General features: G+C 47.0%; 16 protein-coding genes. 6 read left to right on the forward strand and 10 right to left on the reverse strand.

Features of this window, described 5'->3' with window-relative positions; genetic code table 11:
• Positions 1-29 precede the first annotated feature (29 nt).
• Complete coding sequence (gene asnC / locus B5P39_RS07590) at positions 30-491, forward strand: transcriptional regulator AsnC (protein ID WP_011073571.1); 462 nt, start codon at positions 30-32, stop codon at positions 489-491.
• 209 nt (positions 492-700) lie between these two features.
• Complete coding sequence (locus B5P39_RS07595) at positions 701-4,558, forward strand: S8 family serine peptidase (RefSeq protein ID WP_088211029.1); 3,858 nt, start codon at positions 701-703, stop codon at positions 4,556-4,558.
• A gap of 111 nt (positions 4,559-4,669) precedes the next feature.
• On the opposite strand, the gene B5P39_RS07600 is transcribed toward B5P39_RS07595, so the two are convergent.
• The 9 genes from B5P39_RS07600 to B5P39_RS07640 all read right to left on the reverse strand — a co-directional run bounded on the left by B5P39_RS07600 (position 4,670) and on the right by B5P39_RS07640 (position 13,003).
• Positions 4,670-5,440: an ABC transporter permease gene (locus B5P39_RS07600; protein ID WP_011715945.1), complete on the reverse strand. Its 771-nt coding sequence runs from the start codon at positions 5,438-5,440 to the stop codon at positions 4,670-4,672.
• Positions 5,437-6,375 carry an ABC transporter ATP-binding protein gene (locus tag B5P39_RS07605; RefSeq protein WP_088211030.1) on the reverse strand — a complete coding sequence of 313 codons (939 nt, stop codon included), beginning with the start codon at positions 6,373-6,375 and terminating at the stop codon, positions 5,437-5,439. The genes B5P39_RS07600 and B5P39_RS07605 overlap by 4 nt, the downstream gene beginning before the upstream one ends.
• A gap of 251 nt (positions 6,376-6,626) precedes the next feature.
• Positions 6,627-7,157: a hypoxanthine phosphoribosyltransferase gene (gene hpt / locus B5P39_RS07610; RefSeq protein ID WP_011623888.1), complete on the reverse strand. Its 531-nt coding sequence runs from the start codon at positions 7,155-7,157 to the stop codon at positions 6,627-6,629.
• A gap of 7 nt (positions 7,158-7,164) precedes the next feature.
• Complete coding sequence (locus tag B5P39_RS07615; protein WP_088211031.1) at positions 7,165-7,824, reverse strand: flavin prenyltransferase UbiX; 660 nt, start codon at positions 7,822-7,824, stop codon at positions 7,165-7,167.
• A 1-nt stretch (position 7,825) separates the two neighbouring features.
• On the reverse strand, positions 7,826-9,223 hold the full coding sequence (gene mpl / locus B5P39_RS07620) for a UDP-N-acetylmuramate:L-alanyl-gamma-D-glutamyl-meso-diaminopimelate ligase (protein ID WP_088211032.1): 1,398 nt from the start codon (positions 9,221-9,223) through the stop codon (positions 7,826-7,828).
• A 168-nt stretch (positions 9,224-9,391) separates the two neighbouring features.
• Positions 9,392-10,027 carry a hypothetical protein gene (locus tag B5P39_RS07625; protein ID WP_088211033.1) on the reverse strand — a complete coding sequence of 212 codons (636 nt, stop codon included), beginning with the start codon at positions 10,025-10,027 and terminating at the stop codon, positions 9,392-9,394.
• 197 nt (positions 10,028-10,224) lie between these two features.
• On the reverse strand, positions 10,225-11,088 hold the full coding sequence (locus B5P39_RS07630; protein ID WP_088211034.1) for a sterol desaturase family protein: 864 nt from the start codon (positions 11,086-11,088) through the stop codon (positions 10,225-10,227).
• 50 nt (positions 11,089-11,138) lie between these two features.
• The gene (locus B5P39_RS07635) at positions 11,139-12,170 is read right to left on the reverse strand and encodes a DUF2804 domain-containing protein (RefSeq protein WP_088211035.1); all 1,032 of its coding nucleotides are present in this window, start codon (positions 12,168-12,170) and stop codon (positions 11,139-11,141) included.
• 269 nt (positions 12,171-12,439) lie between these two features.
• Positions 12,440-13,003, reverse strand: coding sequence for a porin family protein (locus tag B5P39_RS07640; protein ID WP_088211036.1), 564 nt, complete (start codon positions 13,001-13,003; stop codon positions 12,440-12,442).
• Positions 13,004-13,138: 135 nt separating this feature from the next.
• Between B5P39_RS07640 and B5P39_RS07645 the strand changes: the two genes are divergently transcribed.
• The 4 genes from B5P39_RS07645 (at position 13,139) to B5P39_RS07660 (ending at position 16,264) form a co-directional block, all read left to right on the forward strand.
• Positions 13,139-13,705 (forward strand): YajG family lipoprotein, encoded by a 567-nt coding sequence (locus tag B5P39_RS07645; RefSeq protein WP_041412552.1) that lies wholly within the window; start codon positions 13,139-13,141, stop codon positions 13,703-13,705.
• Between the two features lie 33 nt (positions 13,706-13,738).
• Positions 13,739-14,326, forward strand: a complete 588-nt coding sequence (locus tag B5P39_RS07650; RefSeq protein WP_011623896.1) for a peptidylprolyl isomerase — start codon at positions 13,739-13,741, stop codon at positions 14,324-14,326.
• A gap of 68 nt (positions 14,327-14,394) precedes the next feature.
• Positions 14,395-14,715, forward strand: coding sequence for a hypothetical protein (locus tag B5P39_RS07655; RefSeq protein WP_088211037.1), 321 nt, complete (start codon positions 14,395-14,397; stop codon positions 14,713-14,715).
• Between the two features lie 151 nt (positions 14,716-14,866).
• Entirely contained in the window at positions 14,867-16,264 is a 1,398-nt protein-coding gene (locus B5P39_RS07660; protein ID WP_176399880.1) for an AmpG family muropeptide MFS transporter, read from the forward strand.
• Positions 16,265-16,354: 90 nt separating this feature from the next.
• On the opposite strand, the gene B5P39_RS07665 is transcribed toward B5P39_RS07660, so the two are convergent.
• On the reverse strand, positions 16,355-16,840 hold the full coding sequence (locus B5P39_RS07665) for a YajQ family cyclic di-GMP-binding protein (protein WP_011623899.1): 486 nt from the start codon (positions 16,838-16,840) through the stop codon (positions 16,355-16,357).
• Positions 16,841-16,960 lie beyond the last annotated feature (120 nt).

Raw genomic sequence — 16,960 nt, forward strand, 5'->3', positions numbered from 1 at the left:
CAATTCATTATGTTATAGAGAGTTTATTTATGGAAACCGCATTTCAGCGTGATCAGCTAGATAACCATATCCTCGAAGCCTTAATGCAAGACGCACGCACCCCGTTTGCCGAGCTTGCCAAACGTTTCGGCGTGAGTGCGGGGACTATCCATGTGCGTGTCGAGAAAATGAAACAAGCGGGGATTATCACCGGTGCCCAGATCACCATCAATCCCAAGGCTCTCGGGTATGATGTTTGCTGTTTTATTGGAATTAATCTCAAAAGTGCCGGCGACTACCCCGCCGCCATCGCCAAGCTGAACGCCTTAGAAGAAGTGGTAGAAGCCTACTACACCACAGGCAACTACAGCATTTTTGTCAAAGTCATGTGCCAATCCATCGATGGCCTGCAGCACGTGCTGATTAATCGCATCCAATCCATCGACGAAATTCAATCGACTGAAACCCTTATCAGCCTGCAAAACCCTATCACAAGAGCAGTAAAGCCTTAGTTACGGCTCTCACAAAAAAGCCTTCAAACAGAATGCTATATCGCAAGAATTTGACTTAAGTCTTTTTTCTGACAAAAATGTTAACCGCACGATATTTTTGTGTTACAACTTCATTGCTAGCCATCACAATGAGCAGCATAACAATAACAATTTAGCTACAAGGTGCTATTAACAAGTACCAAAAGCATTAATTGACAAGGAATGAAGTTGTGAAGACAAAATTATCTATCGCTATCTCGGCGGCACTATTATCAAGTGCAGCAGTTGCTAACAGTGGGTTCACTTTTGAAACTTACTCACCAGAAATCACCGCTCAAGACCAATATACCAAACCTAAACTAGCTGGAACTAACCTTACTGCTCCACAACGTTTTATCGTTGAAATGGAATCACCAGCTCTAGCCAAATATAAGGGTGGCATTGGCTCTTACGCTGCGACAGCCACAACTCAGAAGGGACAAAAGCTAAACGTTCAGTCTTCCGAAGTGAAGAGTTATTCAAACTACCTAGCAAAAGAGCAAAACAATTTTGCAGCAGCTTTAGCCAAGACTATTCCTAACGCTAAAGTAGAGCGTCAATTTCAAACCTTATTCAATGGTGTAACTGTTGTTGGTCAAGGCCTAACCGCTGACACTTTGGCGAAAATGCCTAGCGTGAAATCTGTTTATCCAGAAAGTATGTACGAAATTAGTATGGACGCATCACACCAAGTCATTAATACCCAAGCCATGTGGAATGCTGTTTCTGGTATGGAGAATGCTGGTAAAGGTATTCGAGTTGCGGTCATTGATGGTGGTATCCGTCCAGAAAACCCAATGTTCGCCGATGCAGGTTTTACAGCACCAAGCGGTAATTTACCGAAGGATGACTACTGCTCAACTGTAGATGCTTCATTTTGTAACAATAAATTAATTGTTGCGCGCTGGTCACAACCAACATTCCAAGTATGTCCAAACGAATATATGAGCCCTCTCGGGTATGGCGGCCATGGTACGCACGTTGCGGGCACGGCTGTTGGCAATAAAGTATCAACAACATTTAAAGAGATCCCTGTTGAATTATCAGGTGTTGCACCTGCCGCCTATTTAATGGTCTATAAAGCACTCTATAGCAAGGCAGACTGTACTGGTGGTAGTGGTTCTAACATTATGCTGATGGAAGCGTTAGAACACGCTGTAAATGATGGTGCAGACGTTATTAACAACTCATGGGGTGGAGGTCCTGGTGGCGATCCAGCTAGCAGCCCTTACAAAACCATGTTTGAAGCCGCTGAAGCCGCTGGGGTAGTTGTTGTAACTGCCGCAGGTAACGACGGTAATGGTCCACAAACGATCGGATGTCCAGGGTGTATCGAGTCAGGTATCACAGTGGCAAACACAACGACTGGACGTTATTTTGCTAATAGCTTCAATACTGGTGGTGATGATCTATTAGCCATTCCTAGTTCAGATGCTAACTTAGTAGCAGATATTACTGGTACTGTAATTGCTGCAAAAAATTTAGATGCTGAAAATGCGAATGGCTGTAACGCTTTTGCAGCGGATTCTTTTAAAGATGGCATCGCCTTAATCTCTCGTGGCAGCTGTAATTTCACATTGAAAGCTGCAAATGCCAAAGCCGCGGGGGCTAAAGCCGTTGTTGTTTATAACAACGCAGCAGGGGCCCCAATCACCATGTCAATGCCTGGTGAAGAGTTTCCTGCGGTGATGATTACAATGGATGCAGGCTTGGCCATTATTGAGTCAATGGGCGAAACTGCAACTTCAGGCACAATCGTTGCCAAGACTAAACGTATTATGGTTCCTGAACTTGCAGATAACCTAAACAGCACTAGCTCTCGCGGCCCAGATGGTAACCAAAATATCTTAAAACCAGATATTGCTGCTCCCGGTACAAATATCCTATCCGCATTCTCACCAGACGATGGCGGTGAAGACTTCAATATGATCTCAGGAACGAGTATGGCAAGCCCACATGTTGCAGGTGCTGCAGCATTGATGAGCCAACTCCATCCAGATTGGAGCGCAAACGATATTAAGACAGCCCTCACATCAACAGCTAAGTTTGATGGCATTCTTGATGATGATGCTGTTACGCCAGCCACACCATTCGATATGGGTGCTGGACGTATGGATTTAGATGCTGCTGCGAAAGCAGTGCTTACATTTGATAAACCATCCATTGCATCAGATTCTTGTGTTGGTCCATGTACTTTCACTCGCACTGTGTACAATAAGGGAAATACCCAAACATCTTGGAATTTATCCGCCTCTTCTGATAGCACTGGAATTACGGTATCTCCTGCAACTCTCGAATTAGCTGCAGGGGCTTCAGCAACCTTTACCGTAACGGTTGACTCTACGTTTGCGGAATACGGTGAGTGGATCTTTGGTAATATCATGATTACCAGTGCGGATGGCTTACAAGATGCTCATTTACCGCTGGCTGTTTTAGCTAAAGAATCAAGTGACTCTAACCTGATTTCAACCTACACAACTAAAACAGATATCAATGCTAGTGATGTCATTCCCGTTGTGGCTTCAATCAACAATACCGTATTTGAAAATACAGTCACTGTTACTGCACAAGCTCCGGTAGGCACTAAACTTACCTCTAAAGATGACGTTAAAGTTACACTTACAGGTGCGACACAAAATGGATTACAAGTTAACGAAGACCTTGGCTCAGTGACTTGGGTTGGTAAGCTCGACCTACCTCAAATGAACACGGTAAAAGGCGCACAACGATTCCCAAGTATTGTTGAGTTAGGTGTGAAACCTATTGCCTGTTCAGATGGTTGTGATGAGCAATCCTTTACCTTTACCGTTCCTAGCTTTAAATACAACGGCGTAAGCTACAACAAAATAACCATTTCAGACAACGGATTGGCGATTGTTGGCGGCGGTAGTGCTAGTGGAACCTATGCTAACAAGGAATTACCTGACGGCAGCAACCCTAACAATATTCTAGCGCCATTCTGGTCTGATTTTGACTTGTCAGATAATACAGCTGGCGATACGGGTGGCGGTAACTTAGCGGCGAGTGTCTTCACTGATGATGATGGCGCTAAGTGGCTTGCGCTTGAATGGAATAAAGGTCAGCTCTATGGTGATACTTCTGGTACTGCCTATACCTTTAGCATCTGGATAAAAACAGGTGATACTGAAGAAGTCGTATTTAACTATATTGACATCCCGAATATGCCTGCCAGTGTTACTATCGGTGCCGAGAATATCGGTGGCACGATCGGAACAACTTATCACTACAATGGTACTGGAAGCAGTATCACTTCAGGTGATTCGTTAGCGTTGAAAACAACGACTGCTGGTAATGTCACCATTAACTATGATGTAAAAGCAACAAGCCTAAATGCAGGACAAGCTGATACAGCTGAAACAAATGAAGAAACCTTAGTCTCAATTGATGTGTTAGCTAATGATGACAAACCAGATATGAAAGTTGCACGAGCATCTATCACTGGTGATGGCATCACAGCAAACGCACAGCGTATTTTTGAGATTATGCCAAAAGGTGCCTTAGGCAATATCAGTATCGTAAAAGCACCATCACATGGCACTGCAACCGTCAATGCGACTGGAGGTATAGACTATACGCCTGCGGTCGATTACTTCGGCTCTGATAGTCTCAGTTATACCTCTCAAGATGAGGACGGCAATACTGGTGCTGCGGCAATGGTTTCAATTACTGTCAATAATGTGAATGATGCCCCTGTAGTAACACCACAACCACATAGTGGTACTGTTGGAGAAGCCATTACGCTAAAGCCAAATCCATTCGATGTTGATGGTGACAAATTAACATATGTGTGGACACAAACTGGAGGAGAAAGTCTGAGCTTTACTTCAACAAACGAGAATATAACTGTTACACCTAAAAAAGCAGGTGTGTACACCTTCACTGTTGTAGCTAACGATGGCAAGCTTCAAAGCAATACAGGCGAACTCACTCTCACCGTCGCAGACAAGCCTGATTCAGGTGGCGGTGCACTGGGTTGGTTAACAGCATTGTTATTACCTCTGGCGGCAATGCGTCGTCGTATGAAGTAATCTGTTCATATAAGTAAGCAAACAAAAGGGAGTCTAAGTGACTCCCTTTTTTATTATTTAATGTCCCGTCCTGAAAGACGTTAGACATTGATGGTATCAACAAGAAGCTGATTACGAGCGCAGCCCTATGCCTCTGGAGATCAGGTAATAAGCAACGCCCCAAAGTACGGCGCAAAAGCCCACCATAATGCCAATTGAAAGCGGAATGCTGATATCGGCAAAACCTAAGAAACCGTAACGGAAGACGTTGATCATATAGACCACAGGGTTCAGTGCCGAAACGCCTTGCCAGAATGATGGCAGCAACGACAGTGAATAGAATACCCCGCCGAGGTAGGTTAAGGGCGTGAGCACAAACGTCGGGATGATGCTGATATCATCGAAACTCTTGGCAAATACTGCGTTAATTAATCCCCCTAAGGAGAACAGCACTGAAGTTAAAAATACCGTCATGACCACAAGGCCTGCATGATGCAAGCTGATGTCGACAAAGAACATGGCGACTAGCGTGACGATTAACCCAACGCATAAGCCCCGAGCGACACCGCCACCCACGTAGCCTGCGATCATCACATAGTGAGGTACGGGCGCGACCATTAACTCCTCGAGATTGCGCTGAAATTTCGCGCTATAGAAAGAGCTCGCCACATTCGAATAGGAGTTAGTAATCACCGACATCATGATTAGACCTGGCGCGATAAACTCCATATAAGATACGCCACCCATATCACCAATGCGGCTACCGACCAAGTTACCAAAAATCAAAAAATATAAGGTCATAGTGATTGCTGGCGGAACTAAGGTCTGGATCCAGATCCGGGTAAAACGATTGATTTCCTTAGTTAATATGCTTTTGAAGGCGATAAAATACAGCTGTTTCATGCCTTAGCTCCTTGGGTTTTCTTTACTAACTCGACGAAGAGTTCTTCTAAACGATTGGATTTGTTACGCATCGACAAAACCTCCACCTTAGCGGCGGTTAACTGCGTAAACACATCATTGAGGTTGTGGTCCTTCGCCACATCCACCTCTAAGGTATGCGGATCGGTTAAACGGCACACCATACCATTGAGTGCGGGGGCGGCATCGATGTCGCGACGTAGATCGAGGATAAAGGTTTCGAGATTCAGCTTACTCAGCAAGGCCTTCATGCTAGTGCATTCCACCAGCACGCCCTTATCGATAATGCCGATATTGCGACACAGCATTTCTGCTTCTTCAAGGTAGTGGGTGGTCAGAATGATAGTCACACCCTGCTGGTTGATTTGCTTGAGGAATTCCCACATTGAACGACGCAGCTCGATATCGACCCCCGCCGTTGGCTCATCTAAGATCAGTAACTTAGGTTCGTGCATCAGGGCGCGGGCAATCATTAATCGCCGCTTCATCCCCCCCGACAAGGTGCGAGACTGGCTGTTGCGCTTATCCCACAAATCCAACTGGCTTAAGTATTTTTCGGCTCGCTCAAGAGCAACGGCCTTAGGCACACCATAATAACCCGCCTGATTCACGACGATTTGCAGTACCGTTTCAAACTGGTTGAAGTTAAACTCCTGCGGCACTAAACCTATGCACAGCTTGGCTTCCTCGAGCTGCTTATCGATATCAAAATCAAACACCTGCACAGCGCCAGCGGTTTTCTGCACTAAGGAGCTGATAATCCCAATGGTGGTCGACTTACCCGCGCCATTCGGGCCGAGTAGAGCAAAAAAGTCTCCCTGTTCAACGGTAAGGCTAATCCCCTTTACCGCCTCAACGCCGCCTTTGTAGGTTTTTTTTAGCCCCTCGAGTACGAGAGCATGGGCATGATTGGCCATAGTGCTACCTGATCCTGAAAGAATGAACAAAACAATAAGATGGTGTCGAAAACAGCAAATGCAATACGCCAAGCTGTATAAAAACGAAGTATGACTCTAGTTGATTGAATCAATACAGATTAATTTATTAAAAATAACTAATAGATCACCAAACACGGATAAGTGACCCCAAACAACATTTGCGTCGCCAACTTGCAGCACAAAACAAAACTCCCGCCTAGGCGGGAGTTTGAGTCATAACGCATCGGGGCTTATTCGAGCGGCACCACTTTAGCGATATAAGGCAAGTTGCGGTATTGCTCAGCATAGTCGATGCCGTAACCCACAATAAACTCATCAGGAATCGTAAAACCGATAAAGTCGACTTTAACATCCACTTCGCGGCGCTCAGGTTTATCCAAAAGAGTACACAGCGCTAAGCTCTTTGGCTCACGCAATAACAGCATTTCGCGCACTTTGTTTAAAGTGTTGCCCGAGTCAATCAAGTCTTCCACAATCAGCACGTCGCGGCCCGCGATATCCGATTGCACATCCTTCAGCACTTTCACATCCCGTGAGCTGGTCATGGCATTGCCATAGCTCGAAACCGACATAAAATCGATTTCAACATGGCCTTTAATACGGCGGCACAGATCAGCCATAAATACGACTGAACCTTTTAACAATCCCACCATCAGCAAACGCTCGCTGTTGGCATAGTGGGCATTGATTTGCTCGGCCATTTGATCCAATTTTTGGCTGATCTCTTCGGCGGAGATCATCACTTCGGTGGTGTGTTTCATATCAGTCTCAATTGTCGATGTCATTAGGGGAGTGTTTGTCATAGCCCCAGCGACTCGTTAATGCATGGTCAACGCCCAAATGATCGAGGATTCGAGCGACCATGAAGTTTACCAGATCTTCTACGGATTTGGGATTATGATAAAAGCCCGGCGCCGCCGGCATAATAGTGGCTCCTAAGCGCGACAGAGTTAGCATATGCTCTAAGTGTATGGCATTAAAAGGAGTTTCCCGCAGAACTAGGATAAGCTGACCGCGCTCTTTTAATACCACGTCCGCCGCCCGTTCGAGCAAATTATTGCTCATGCCAGTGGCTACAGCCGCCAGTGTCCCCGTCGAACAAGGGCAAATCACCATTTGTTTAGGTGCGGCACTGCCTGAAGCTGGCGGCGAAAACCACTCATCTTTGCCTAATACCACTAACTCGCCTGATAAGGTTATCTGCTTCTGTGCCAGCACCTCGAGCAATTGTGCCTTGGCTTTATCGCTGTTCGCACTGAGCTGCAAGCCATGTTCAGTGGCCAGCACCACACGGGCGGCACTTGAGATCATTAAAAATACTTGATAGCCCGAGGCTAATAAGCATTCTAATAATTTCAAGCCATAGGGCGCGCCCGAGGCTCCCGTCCAGGCTAAGCTAATGGCTTTCTCAGATTTGGCGTAGGCCATATTAGTCCGCCTGCTGAACAAACTGAGGGCTAACTTCGAGCGCTGCCAACAGTTTCTTATGTAAGCCGCCAAAGCCGCCGTTACTCATCACCACGATAGTGTCACCTGCTTTTGCCGAGGCAGAAACTTTAGCCACAACATCATCAATTTGATGCAGAACAGTCACAGGGATCACCGCCGCTTCCATCGCCTCTTTCATATTCCAATCGATAGTATCGGCTTGATATAAAAAGGCTTCGTCCGCTTGCAGCATGGAATGAGCCAGTGTGTCTTTGTGCACACCACTCTTCATGGTGTTCGAGCGCGGCTCTAATACGATAGTGATTTTGCTTTGACCGACCTTGGCACGCATGCCCTTAATAGTGGTCGCAATCGCCGTTGGATGGTGAGCAAAATCATCGTATACGCTCACACCGTGAACAGTACCCAACAGCTCAAGACGACGTTTCGGCGGTACAAAGCGGGTTAATGCCGCGATAGCGGCACTCGGTTTAACCCCAACATGGCGCGCAGCCGCGATGGCCATTAGCGCATTCTCGATATTGTGCTGACCAATCAGCGCCCATTCGAGTACACCTTGGGATTCACCATCGAAGAAGACTTCAAACTCATGGCAATCATCACTTAAAGCCTTAGCATGCCAGCCCTTAGTCACCTCAGCGGTGTGGAAGGTCTCTTGTTCGCTCCAGCAGCCCATATCAATGGTTTGTTTTACCGCGTGGGAATCGGCAGGCCAAATCACTTTGCCTTGCCCTGGCACGGTACGGATCAGATGATGGAACTGTTTTTGGATCGCCGCTAAATCGGCAAAAATATCGGCATGGTCAAATTCGAGGTTATTGATCACCAGCGTACGGGGATGATAATGCACAAATTTAGAACGCTTATCGAAGAAGGCGCTGTCGTACTCATCGGCTTCGACCACAAAAAACGCCGATTCCCCTAAACGGGCCGACACGCCAAAGTTTTGTGGCACACCACCAATCAAGAAACCGGGTTGATAACCACAATCCTCTAAGATCCACGCCAGCATACTCGAGGTGGAGGTTTTTCCATGGGTACCAGACACGGCTAACACCCAACGCTCAGGCAGAATATGATCGGCTAAAAACTGTGGCCCGGAAGTGTAAGGGATCCCAAGGTTTAATACCGCTTCGACGCAAGGATTACCTCGGCTCATGGCATTACCAATCACCACGAGATCGGGATAACTGCCCGCTTCACCTAACTGGCTTGGATCAAAACCTTGAATGAGTTCAATACCTTGCTCTTCAAGCTGCGTACTCATCGGTGGATAGACGTTGGCATCCGAGCCTGTCACTCTGTGCCCTTTTGCCCTAGCTAAGAGTGCTAGACCACCCATGAAGGTTCCACAAATTCCTAAAATATGTACGTGCATACCGCTCGCTCTGATGTTTTTGAATTCAAGGCTATTCTAATCCATAGCACCGCAGATTGGCAGGTTAGGATCTCGGAAAAGCCACTTGTTTGGCAAAGATACTGATAGAGAAAGGGATTTTTACAATTGAGTGAAGTTTAGCTAACAGAATTGTGCCACTCAGCTCACTTATCCGCGCAAGCTGGCATAGAGCTTTGGATATTGACTGCGGTGGCGATTAAAGAGGAACTGACGCAGGGCTTCTCGCTCTTCGGCTTCGGCCTGAAACCTGACAATCGCTAGTCCCTCTTCATGGCGGATAGGCTCGATTTTAACCCGCATGGTTTCACCCTCGGGTAACTGTAATTGCAACTCTTGACTATCGACTAAGCGCTCAAACTGTTGTGGTGATTTAGCTCGGATCGCCATGCCAGAACTCGATAAAGACACCACAGACCATTGTTCACCCCGATCTTGGTCGAATATCCATACATCTTCTGGCTGAGTCAAACGCCAACTTCGCTCCGCGCCAGTCGCATCAAAGACTTCAGGCACCCCTAAGGTCGGCTGCAATTGCCCAAAATCATCGAGGCGCATCTCTAAGGGAAACCAGAGTTTATAGGGACCGACCTCGGCCAGCAGGGTTAACTTGGCCTTACCCAATAGCGAGGCCAGCGCCTGCGGCACATCGGTTTTGACCGTTAATACATGGTTAACCAAGGGCTCAGGATGAGCATCCTCGGCGTTGTGGGTTATGCGATTAGGAGAAAATAGCTCTCTAAAACAAGCCAATTCCTCTAAGGTTAAATGCGGCTCATCGACCATACTGCAACCTACTCAGATGAATCCCTTGTACAAAAAATTACCACCAAAGCATGATGCTGTACATTTTTTCATCTATAAATTTGCAAAAAAAGAAAAGTAGGCTAGCAAGGCTAAGGTCTGACTCCTATTAGCCATTTGCACTATTTAATGAACAGCGAACCACTCGTTAAGGGCTACAGCTCGCGTATTGAGCTAAATCATTCATCCTTTTGCTGGCTTGCAGGGGGCGCGAAGATGATTTTACATCGCTCCGAGAACGTCAGCCCCCGAGCCATCACCTCGCTGAACATATCGCGCCATTCGCTAAAGGTCACTTTGAATGGATTAAAACTGTTGACGGGTTTAGTGATCCCGTAAATCACTGTCTCGCCCTCGTGTACAAAGGTACCGAAGAGTTTGTCCCAAATAATCAAAATACCGGCATAATTTTTATCGATATATTGTGGATTACGCCCATGGTGCACCCTGTGGTGGGAAGGCGTATTAAACAGCCATTCTAATGGGCCAAGTTTTCTCACCGATTGGGTATGCACAAAAAACTGCAACCCTAAGTTCAGCAGTACCACAAAGACCACCCAATTAGGGTCGAAGCCTAAGATCACCAGCGGCAACCAAAACACCCACATACCAGCGAAGGGATACATCAAACTCTGGCGAAACGCGGTGCTGAAGTTCATATTTTCTGAGCTGTGGTGCACCACATGGGCCGCCCACATCCACCGCACTCTATGGCTCGCACGATGGAACCAGTAATAGCAAAAATCTTGGGCAATCATCAGCAGTACAAAGCTGAATGGCCCCATTTGAATATCGAATAATTTCCAACCAAATACCGCAAGGTACAACTTAGCGATCAGCAAACCCGTGAGGATATCCGCCCCTTGATGCATGGCGGCGAGACTAAAATTACACAGCACTTCCTTGGTGTGGTAACGGGCACTCACTGGTAGTTTTTGTCTTCTGTCGCCGAAATACCATTCCAGCAAAATGCAGACAAAAAATAGCGGAGCCAATACCAGCAGCAACACCTCGGGGTGATTGATTAACGCGGCGATATCCATACCTTTATCCTATTGTTATTATTGTAGTAAAGCGTAAATCTGCCCTTGGGCTACCAACGGGCGTAGTGGTCCTCAGTCAATCCCAACACATTGTTGAGTTGGAATTTACGTCCCTGATGGTCAATGATAAAACCGCTAAAAAGCCCCAGATATTGACGGAAGTTACTCTTCAGCAAGATAAAATTGCGTTTCTCACTGCGGCAATTTCGCGCCGTAAACTCTAAATCGACGCGGCCATCGTGACTATGAATACGCCAGAGATCTGTGCCCTGCTGGCCATGACGGTCAAATTCAAATTGCACCGGCCCGAGTAAATGCCGCTCGCCATTGATCCAAAACACGTTTTCATTGACACCGGTTTCATTAACACCCGCAGCAAGATTTAATCCGATCACCCCTTCTTCTATTTGGGCATTGATAGATGCCCAGCGCCAGCTAGTATCGCGGCGCATAAAGCCCGCAGAAAAATCATAACCTGCGAGGGCAAAATTTAATGGTTGCGGTTCATGGTCTATGGTGAGTTGTCCTTTGACCGATAAACCATTGTGCTTTTGGGTATAGGTCCAGCCGTTGTATCCCGTGGGGCTACACATGGCCATAGGTAAACTTAAGGGTAAGGCATGCAGGGTTAAATCGGCTTGAATGCTTTTAGTATCAATCACTAAATGCCAATTCCCCTCTTGGATCTCAAATGTCACGCTAGCGCCTTTGCCGCCGATAGCGGCAGTGCCATTCGCGGGTGAAGGCGTCATCCGATAACCAAACCCAAAGGGTTTTAGCCAGTCCTGCTGAGTTAACCTGTTGTTTTTAATATCGTATAAATAACAAAAACCACTACCTAGATAGGCGATATCCGCCAGTGCGATGCCAAGGATATAGCGCGGCGTGATAATCGAAATAAACTGGAACTGCTTAAAATCAAAGCGTTTTGCCCAAGCCGATGCGGGCTTGTCCATGGTATCGAAATAGGCAAAATCCGCTAAACCTAAACTACCCACTATGCCATCGAAATGGCCGAAATGTGGCTGACCTTTGGCATTGATTAAACTGTCGGGGGCGATTTGGGTAATAATCCTAGACATAAACTCGCCTTTGCTTGTGCAATCGAAGGAGCATTTATGCTCTCTTATTTAATGTTGAATTTTTACTCTAACCTGTCGCCCATTGCATTAAAAGAGTGCAAGCTCAAATTGTTGTGATTTTGTTGCCGGCGAGAATTCGGTTTAATCCCTCCTGCGGATCATAAAAAAAGCGCCCGAAGGCGCTTAATCGACACAGACTGCTCCACTAAATGATAGTGAATGACTAAGTAAACCTGATTCCGTAAACCTAATTCCGCAAACCTAAGTCGTTAGAAAAGATAACTCATGCCAAAGTTTACCCCTTGTAGCTCGAGCTCTTTCATTGGCACATATTGGTATTCAAGGTTTAGCCCAAAGCCCGAGCGAAAACGATATTGCCAACCGACCGCGCCGTAAAAGCCCACATCGTCCGAATCCATCTCTTGCTTATCCATCTCATAACTCACTTGGGTGTAAGCAGCGCCGAGTTTGGCGTACAGACTATTACCACGGGAGAGCGCATATTCGCCGTAGGCGGTAGTTCTAACACCTTGGAAGCGTAAATCTTTTATCTCGCTGAATGTACTAACGAGCGCACTGGCCACACCACCAGAGCCCGTTAAATACCCCGCTTCAACGCCAAAGTTGTCGTTAAGCATATAGCGATAATATAAGTCGCTGGTGAAGGTATCGCCCGCATCATATTTGCCACTCTTCGTTTCAAACTCTTGAGTGCCATAGCCTAAGCTGCCACCTAACACATGGGGAGAATCGCCAGCATTCGCCTTGCCCACGACAGCCCCAGCCAACAGTGCGAACGACAACAGCCAAGTATTAATTGTTAAGTATTTCATATTGTTTAAATTCAGTATCCGAATGTAGGCACATCATAACCTTTGCACCTGTATCGGTACTGAACCCGAGTGCATTGTGGTAACGGAGGGGATTTCTGGTATGCTGTAGCCACTTTTACTTGCATGAGATCCCCCATGAAAAAGTTATTATTGACGCTGACTTTCCCCCTGCTCTTCGTGGGCTGCGCGAGCCAAAATCCAACTCATATGGCATTTAGCCCTCAGGTTCCCGATATTAGCCAACAGACCACCAGACCCGTACAGATCTCATTGGATACCATTGATACCCGTAACGTTGAGTACGTGGCACGTTTTATCGAAGAAGGCACTAAGACTCGCCTTGTCGGCCCGAGTGAGCCACCTAAATTATTGCTCGATGAAGTTTTCCGTAACGGTTTTACCCAAGCGGGCTACCAGATTGACCCAAGCGCGACCAACTCTGTGCAAGTTCAGTTAGAAGAACTGCAAATGGATGTCACCAAAAAGACCTTCGGTTACGAGGCCAAACACAGCGTGCTGATTGCCGTACAAGCCCGTAATTCAAGTCAAGAATTGGTCAAACGCTATAAAGCCAAGGGCACTTTAAAAGGCCCGTTAACGCCAGACTTTGCCACTCTTGAGCTGGATATGAACAAGTTACTCGGCCAACTCACTGGGGAAATTTTGAATGACCCTGAGTTAAACCAGTTCCTGCAACAATAATAGTGCTAATCGGTAATTAATAAGGAAATCATAATGTTTCGTTGGATATCTGCACTCTTAGTTCTCTGTGCCAGCTATAGCAGCTGGGCGGCAATCGACATTCAACCCGATACCTTGTATCCCCAAGTCGAGTTTGATACTAGCTTAGGTAAGATTGTGGTCGAACTCGATAGAACCCGCGCACCGATTACTGTCGATAACTTCCTGACCTATGTGGTCAAAGGCGAGTACAACAACACGATTTTCCATCGCATTATCAGTGATTTTGTCGTTCAAGGCGGCGGGCTAAACCCACAGTTAGAAGAGTTACCCGCTGGCAAGCCTATATTTAACGAGTCTGGCAACGGCTTATCCAACAGCATGGGCACGATCGCGATGGCGCGCGACAACGATCCCCACTCTGCTACTCGCCAGTTTTACTTCAACGTGGCGGATAACACTAAACTGGATCCATCAAAACGTCGTTGGGGTTATGCGGTATTTGGTGAAGTGATTGAGGGCAAACAAGTGCTGGAAGCCATGGCCGTGGTCGAGACCACCACCAATGCGAAACTCAATTGGCCCGATGTGCCCGTGACACCTATCATATTGAAAACAGCTAAATTACTGCCGAAAAAATAATCGAAAAAATTTGAGCAAAAGCCCTAATCCTCTGTCTATACTCAAAAGGCAACAGAAAGGAGGCAAGGGTGACAATTGAAGAATTTATCGATAATAAAGCGCCCCAGCTTGCTATGTATGGCAAAGCATTTTTGAGTGACGAGCTCGATTTCCATGAAGTCCAGCTCTATCTTTGGGACACACTCGAGGAATGGCAATTACTCATTCCAAGTAGTGAAGCGCAAACAGAAACAGAAACCGTATTTTGGCATTTGCTCCATAGCTTTAACAAGTGGCCAGACTGGATGCTCCGCGGCAATCAATATCTGTGTCAGCAGTTGCATGCGTGCTGTGACTTCCTCAGTTTGGGAGGCCAAATGCCCTCGGGGTGCATTGGTGTTCGACCTTGAGCAATACACTCGCTAAAGACTCAGCTTGCTGGGTCTTTTTTATTTTCAGCCCTTTCGGACAGAAACCCAGCGAGCATCAAAAGGATACGCATTAATCCTTGAATCCCACCACATCTTCCCCGTAAGCTAGGCGGATTCGACTCCTCGGCCCATGCTTATGTTCGTAATCGGTTTAAATCGACGCATCTTAGAATTCTTCAGCGTTTACTACCATAAGCGCGTGTTGATACTGCTGTTACTCGGCTTTTCTGCCGGCCTGCCATTAATGCTGGTCTTTTCAACCTTGTCTTTTTGGCTACGGGAAGCGGGAGTCGACCGAACTTCTATCGGGTATTTCAGTTGGATAGCCTTGGCCTATGCCTTTAAATGGGCCTGGTCGCCCTTAGTGGACAGATTATCTCTGCCCATACTGACGCGCTTTTTAGGCAGGCGACGCAGTTGGATGCTGTTCGCTCAGCTGTTGCTAGTCGGCGCCATTTTGGGCATGTCCTTTAGCGACCCACTGCAAGATCTCGAACGCTTGGCCGTATTCGCCCTAATGGTCGCCTTTGCATCTGCCACTCAAGATATTGTGATTGACGCCTTTCGTATCGAATCTGCCCCCGAAAAAATGCAGGCGGCGCTTGCTGCCGCCTATCAGGTGGGCTATCGCAGCGCCATGATTGTGGCGACCGCTGGTGCACTCAGCATCGCCGCTTGGGTTGAGCCTGGCAATACCGAATATAACCTGCTCGCTTGGCAAACTTCCTATTTGGTGATGGCAGGACTGATGTTTGTCGGGGTGTTAACAACGCTTTTTAGCCGCGAGCCACAGGTCGATACCCGCGCCGCCGATGAAACCGAATTAGCGGTAAAACAACGCTTGAGCGAGCGTTACCCCAAGCCGCTTGCGGCGAGCCTTTCATGGATTTATACCGCCAGCATACTGCCCTTTATCGACTTTTTTAAACGCTATGGTCGCAGCGCCATTTTGATTTTATTGCTGATTTCCTGCTATCGCATTTCGGATATTGTGATGGGGATTATGGCCAACGTGTTCTACGTGGACATGGGATTTAGCAAAGAAGAAATTGCTTATCTGAGTAAGATCTACGGTCTTATCATGACCTTAGTTGGCGCAGCCTTCGGCGGTATCCTATTAGCCCGCTTTGGCACCATGAAGATTTTATTCCTTGGCGCCCTCTTGGTCGCCGTAACCAATCTACTGTTTGCCTGGCAGGCGATGATTGGTTACAACGTCCAATTTTTAACCTTTGCGATCTCGGTCGATAACTTTAGTGCCGGTATTGCCACCGCCGCCTTTATCGCTTATCTCTCGAGCCTCACCAGCAGCGGCTATAGCGCGACTCAATATGCGCTGCTCTCCTCAATTATGCTGCTCTTCCCTAAGTTTATTGCTGGCTTCTCGGGCGCCTATGTTGATGCCTATGGCTATGTGAACTTCTTTGTCGCCGCCAGTGTGATTGGTTTTCCCGTGTTGCTGCTTATTCATTTAGTGAATAAATACGTACCCCACGGCAGCAAGGGCGACGCCGAATCTAAGCAATAAAAAAGCCCTTCGCCTTTGATAGCGAGGGGCTTTTAAGTGTCTTTCAGCACATCGATTCAAGGTGAATCAAATGCTGAACGTGCTTCGCGATTAATCGCGGAAGTTATTGAACTGGAAAGGCTGACCAAGATCCGCTTGACGCACTAACGCCATCACAGCTTGTAAATCATCGCGGGCTTTACCCGTTACACGCACTGTGTCGCCTTGGATCTGAGATTGCACTTTAATCTTGCTGTCCTTGACCATCTTAACGATTTTCTTGGCGATATCCGTCTCGATTCCCTGCTTAAAACGCACTTTCAGGGAGAAGGTCTTGCCACTGTGAACCGACTTTTCGTCGACATCCATAGTCGAAGGCTCAACGTTACGTTTGCTCAATTGGGTACGCAGAATATCGACCAACTGCTTGCACTGGAAATCATCTTCCGCGGTGAGAGTCACCACATGATCTTTATATTCGATGCTGGCATCTTTACCACGAAAATCGAATCGGCTGCTGAGTTCACGGCGGGAGTTTTCGACCGCGTTACGTAATTCAACCTCATCCACTTCAGACACAATATCAAATGAAGGCATAGTTGCCGCCCCTTAGGTGATTGTAAATGCCCATAGTTTACCGACTCCCTCCCCCAAGTTGAAGGTTAACTTTACCCAAGCAAGATAAAACTCGGGTTATGGATGACTTTGGCGGCACAT

The sequence above is a fragment of the Shewanella sp. Shew256 genome, from assembly GCF_002196695.1.
In the GTDB taxonomy this organism is placed as follows: domain Bacteria; phylum Pseudomonadota; class Gammaproteobacteria; order Enterobacterales; family Shewanellaceae; genus Shewanella; species Shewanella mangrovisoli.

What these genes read in the sequence shown, in the direction of transcription:
- B5P39_RS07660 (WP_176399880.1), top strand. Translation starts at nt 14,867, where the DNA reads ATGCTTATGTTCGTAATCGGTTTAAATCGACGCATCTTAGAATTCTTC.
- asnC (WP_011073571.1), top strand. Translation starts at nt 30, where the DNA reads ATGGAAACCGCATTTCAGCGTGATCAGCTAGATAACCATATCCTCGAA.
- B5P39_RS07615 (WP_088211031.1), bottom strand. Translation starts at nt 7,824, where the DNA reads ATGGCCTACGCCAAATCTGAGAAAGCCATTAGCTTAGCCTGGACGGGA.
- B5P39_RS07635 (WP_088211035.1), bottom strand. Translation starts at nt 12,170, where the DNA reads ATGTCTAGGATTATTACCCAAATCGCCCCCGACAGTTTAATCAATGCC.
- B5P39_RS07645 (WP_041412552.1), top strand. Translation starts at nt 13,139, where the DNA reads ATGAAAAAGTTATTATTGACGCTGACTTTCCCCCTGCTCTTCGTGGGC.
- B5P39_RS07605 (WP_088211030.1), bottom strand. Translation starts at nt 6,375, where the DNA reads ATGGCCAATCATGCCCATGCTCTCGTACTCGAGGGGCTAAAAAAAACC.
- B5P39_RS07665 (WP_011623899.1), bottom strand. Translation starts at nt 16,840, where the DNA reads ATGCCTTCATTTGATATTGTGTCTGAAGTGGATGAGGTTGAATTACGT.
- B5P39_RS07625 (WP_088211033.1), bottom strand. Translation starts at nt 10,027, where the DNA reads ATGGTCGATGAGCCGCATTTAACCTTAGAGGAATTGGCTTGTTTTAGA.
- B5P39_RS07600 (WP_011715945.1), bottom strand. Translation starts at nt 5,440, where the DNA reads ATGAAACAGCTGTATTTTATCGCCTTCAAAAGCATATTAACTAAGGAA.
- B5P39_RS07650 (WP_011623896.1), top strand. Translation starts at nt 13,739, where the DNA reads ATGTTTCGTTGGATATCTGCACTCTTAGTTCTCTGTGCCAGCTATAGC.
- B5P39_RS07630 (WP_088211034.1), bottom strand. Translation starts at nt 11,088, where the DNA reads ATGGATATCGCCGCGTTAATCAATCACCCCGAGGTGTTGCTGCTGGTA.
- mpl (WP_088211032.1), bottom strand. Translation starts at nt 9,223, where the DNA reads ATGCACGTACATATTTTAGGAATTTGTGGAACCTTCATGGGTGGTCTA.
- B5P39_RS07640 (WP_088211036.1), bottom strand. Translation starts at nt 13,003, where the DNA reads ATGAAATACTTAACAATTAATACTTGGCTGTTGTCGTTCGCACTGTTG.
- hpt (WP_011623888.1), bottom strand. Translation starts at nt 7,157, where the DNA reads ATGAAACACACCACCGAAGTGATGATCTCCGCCGAAGAGATCAGCCAA.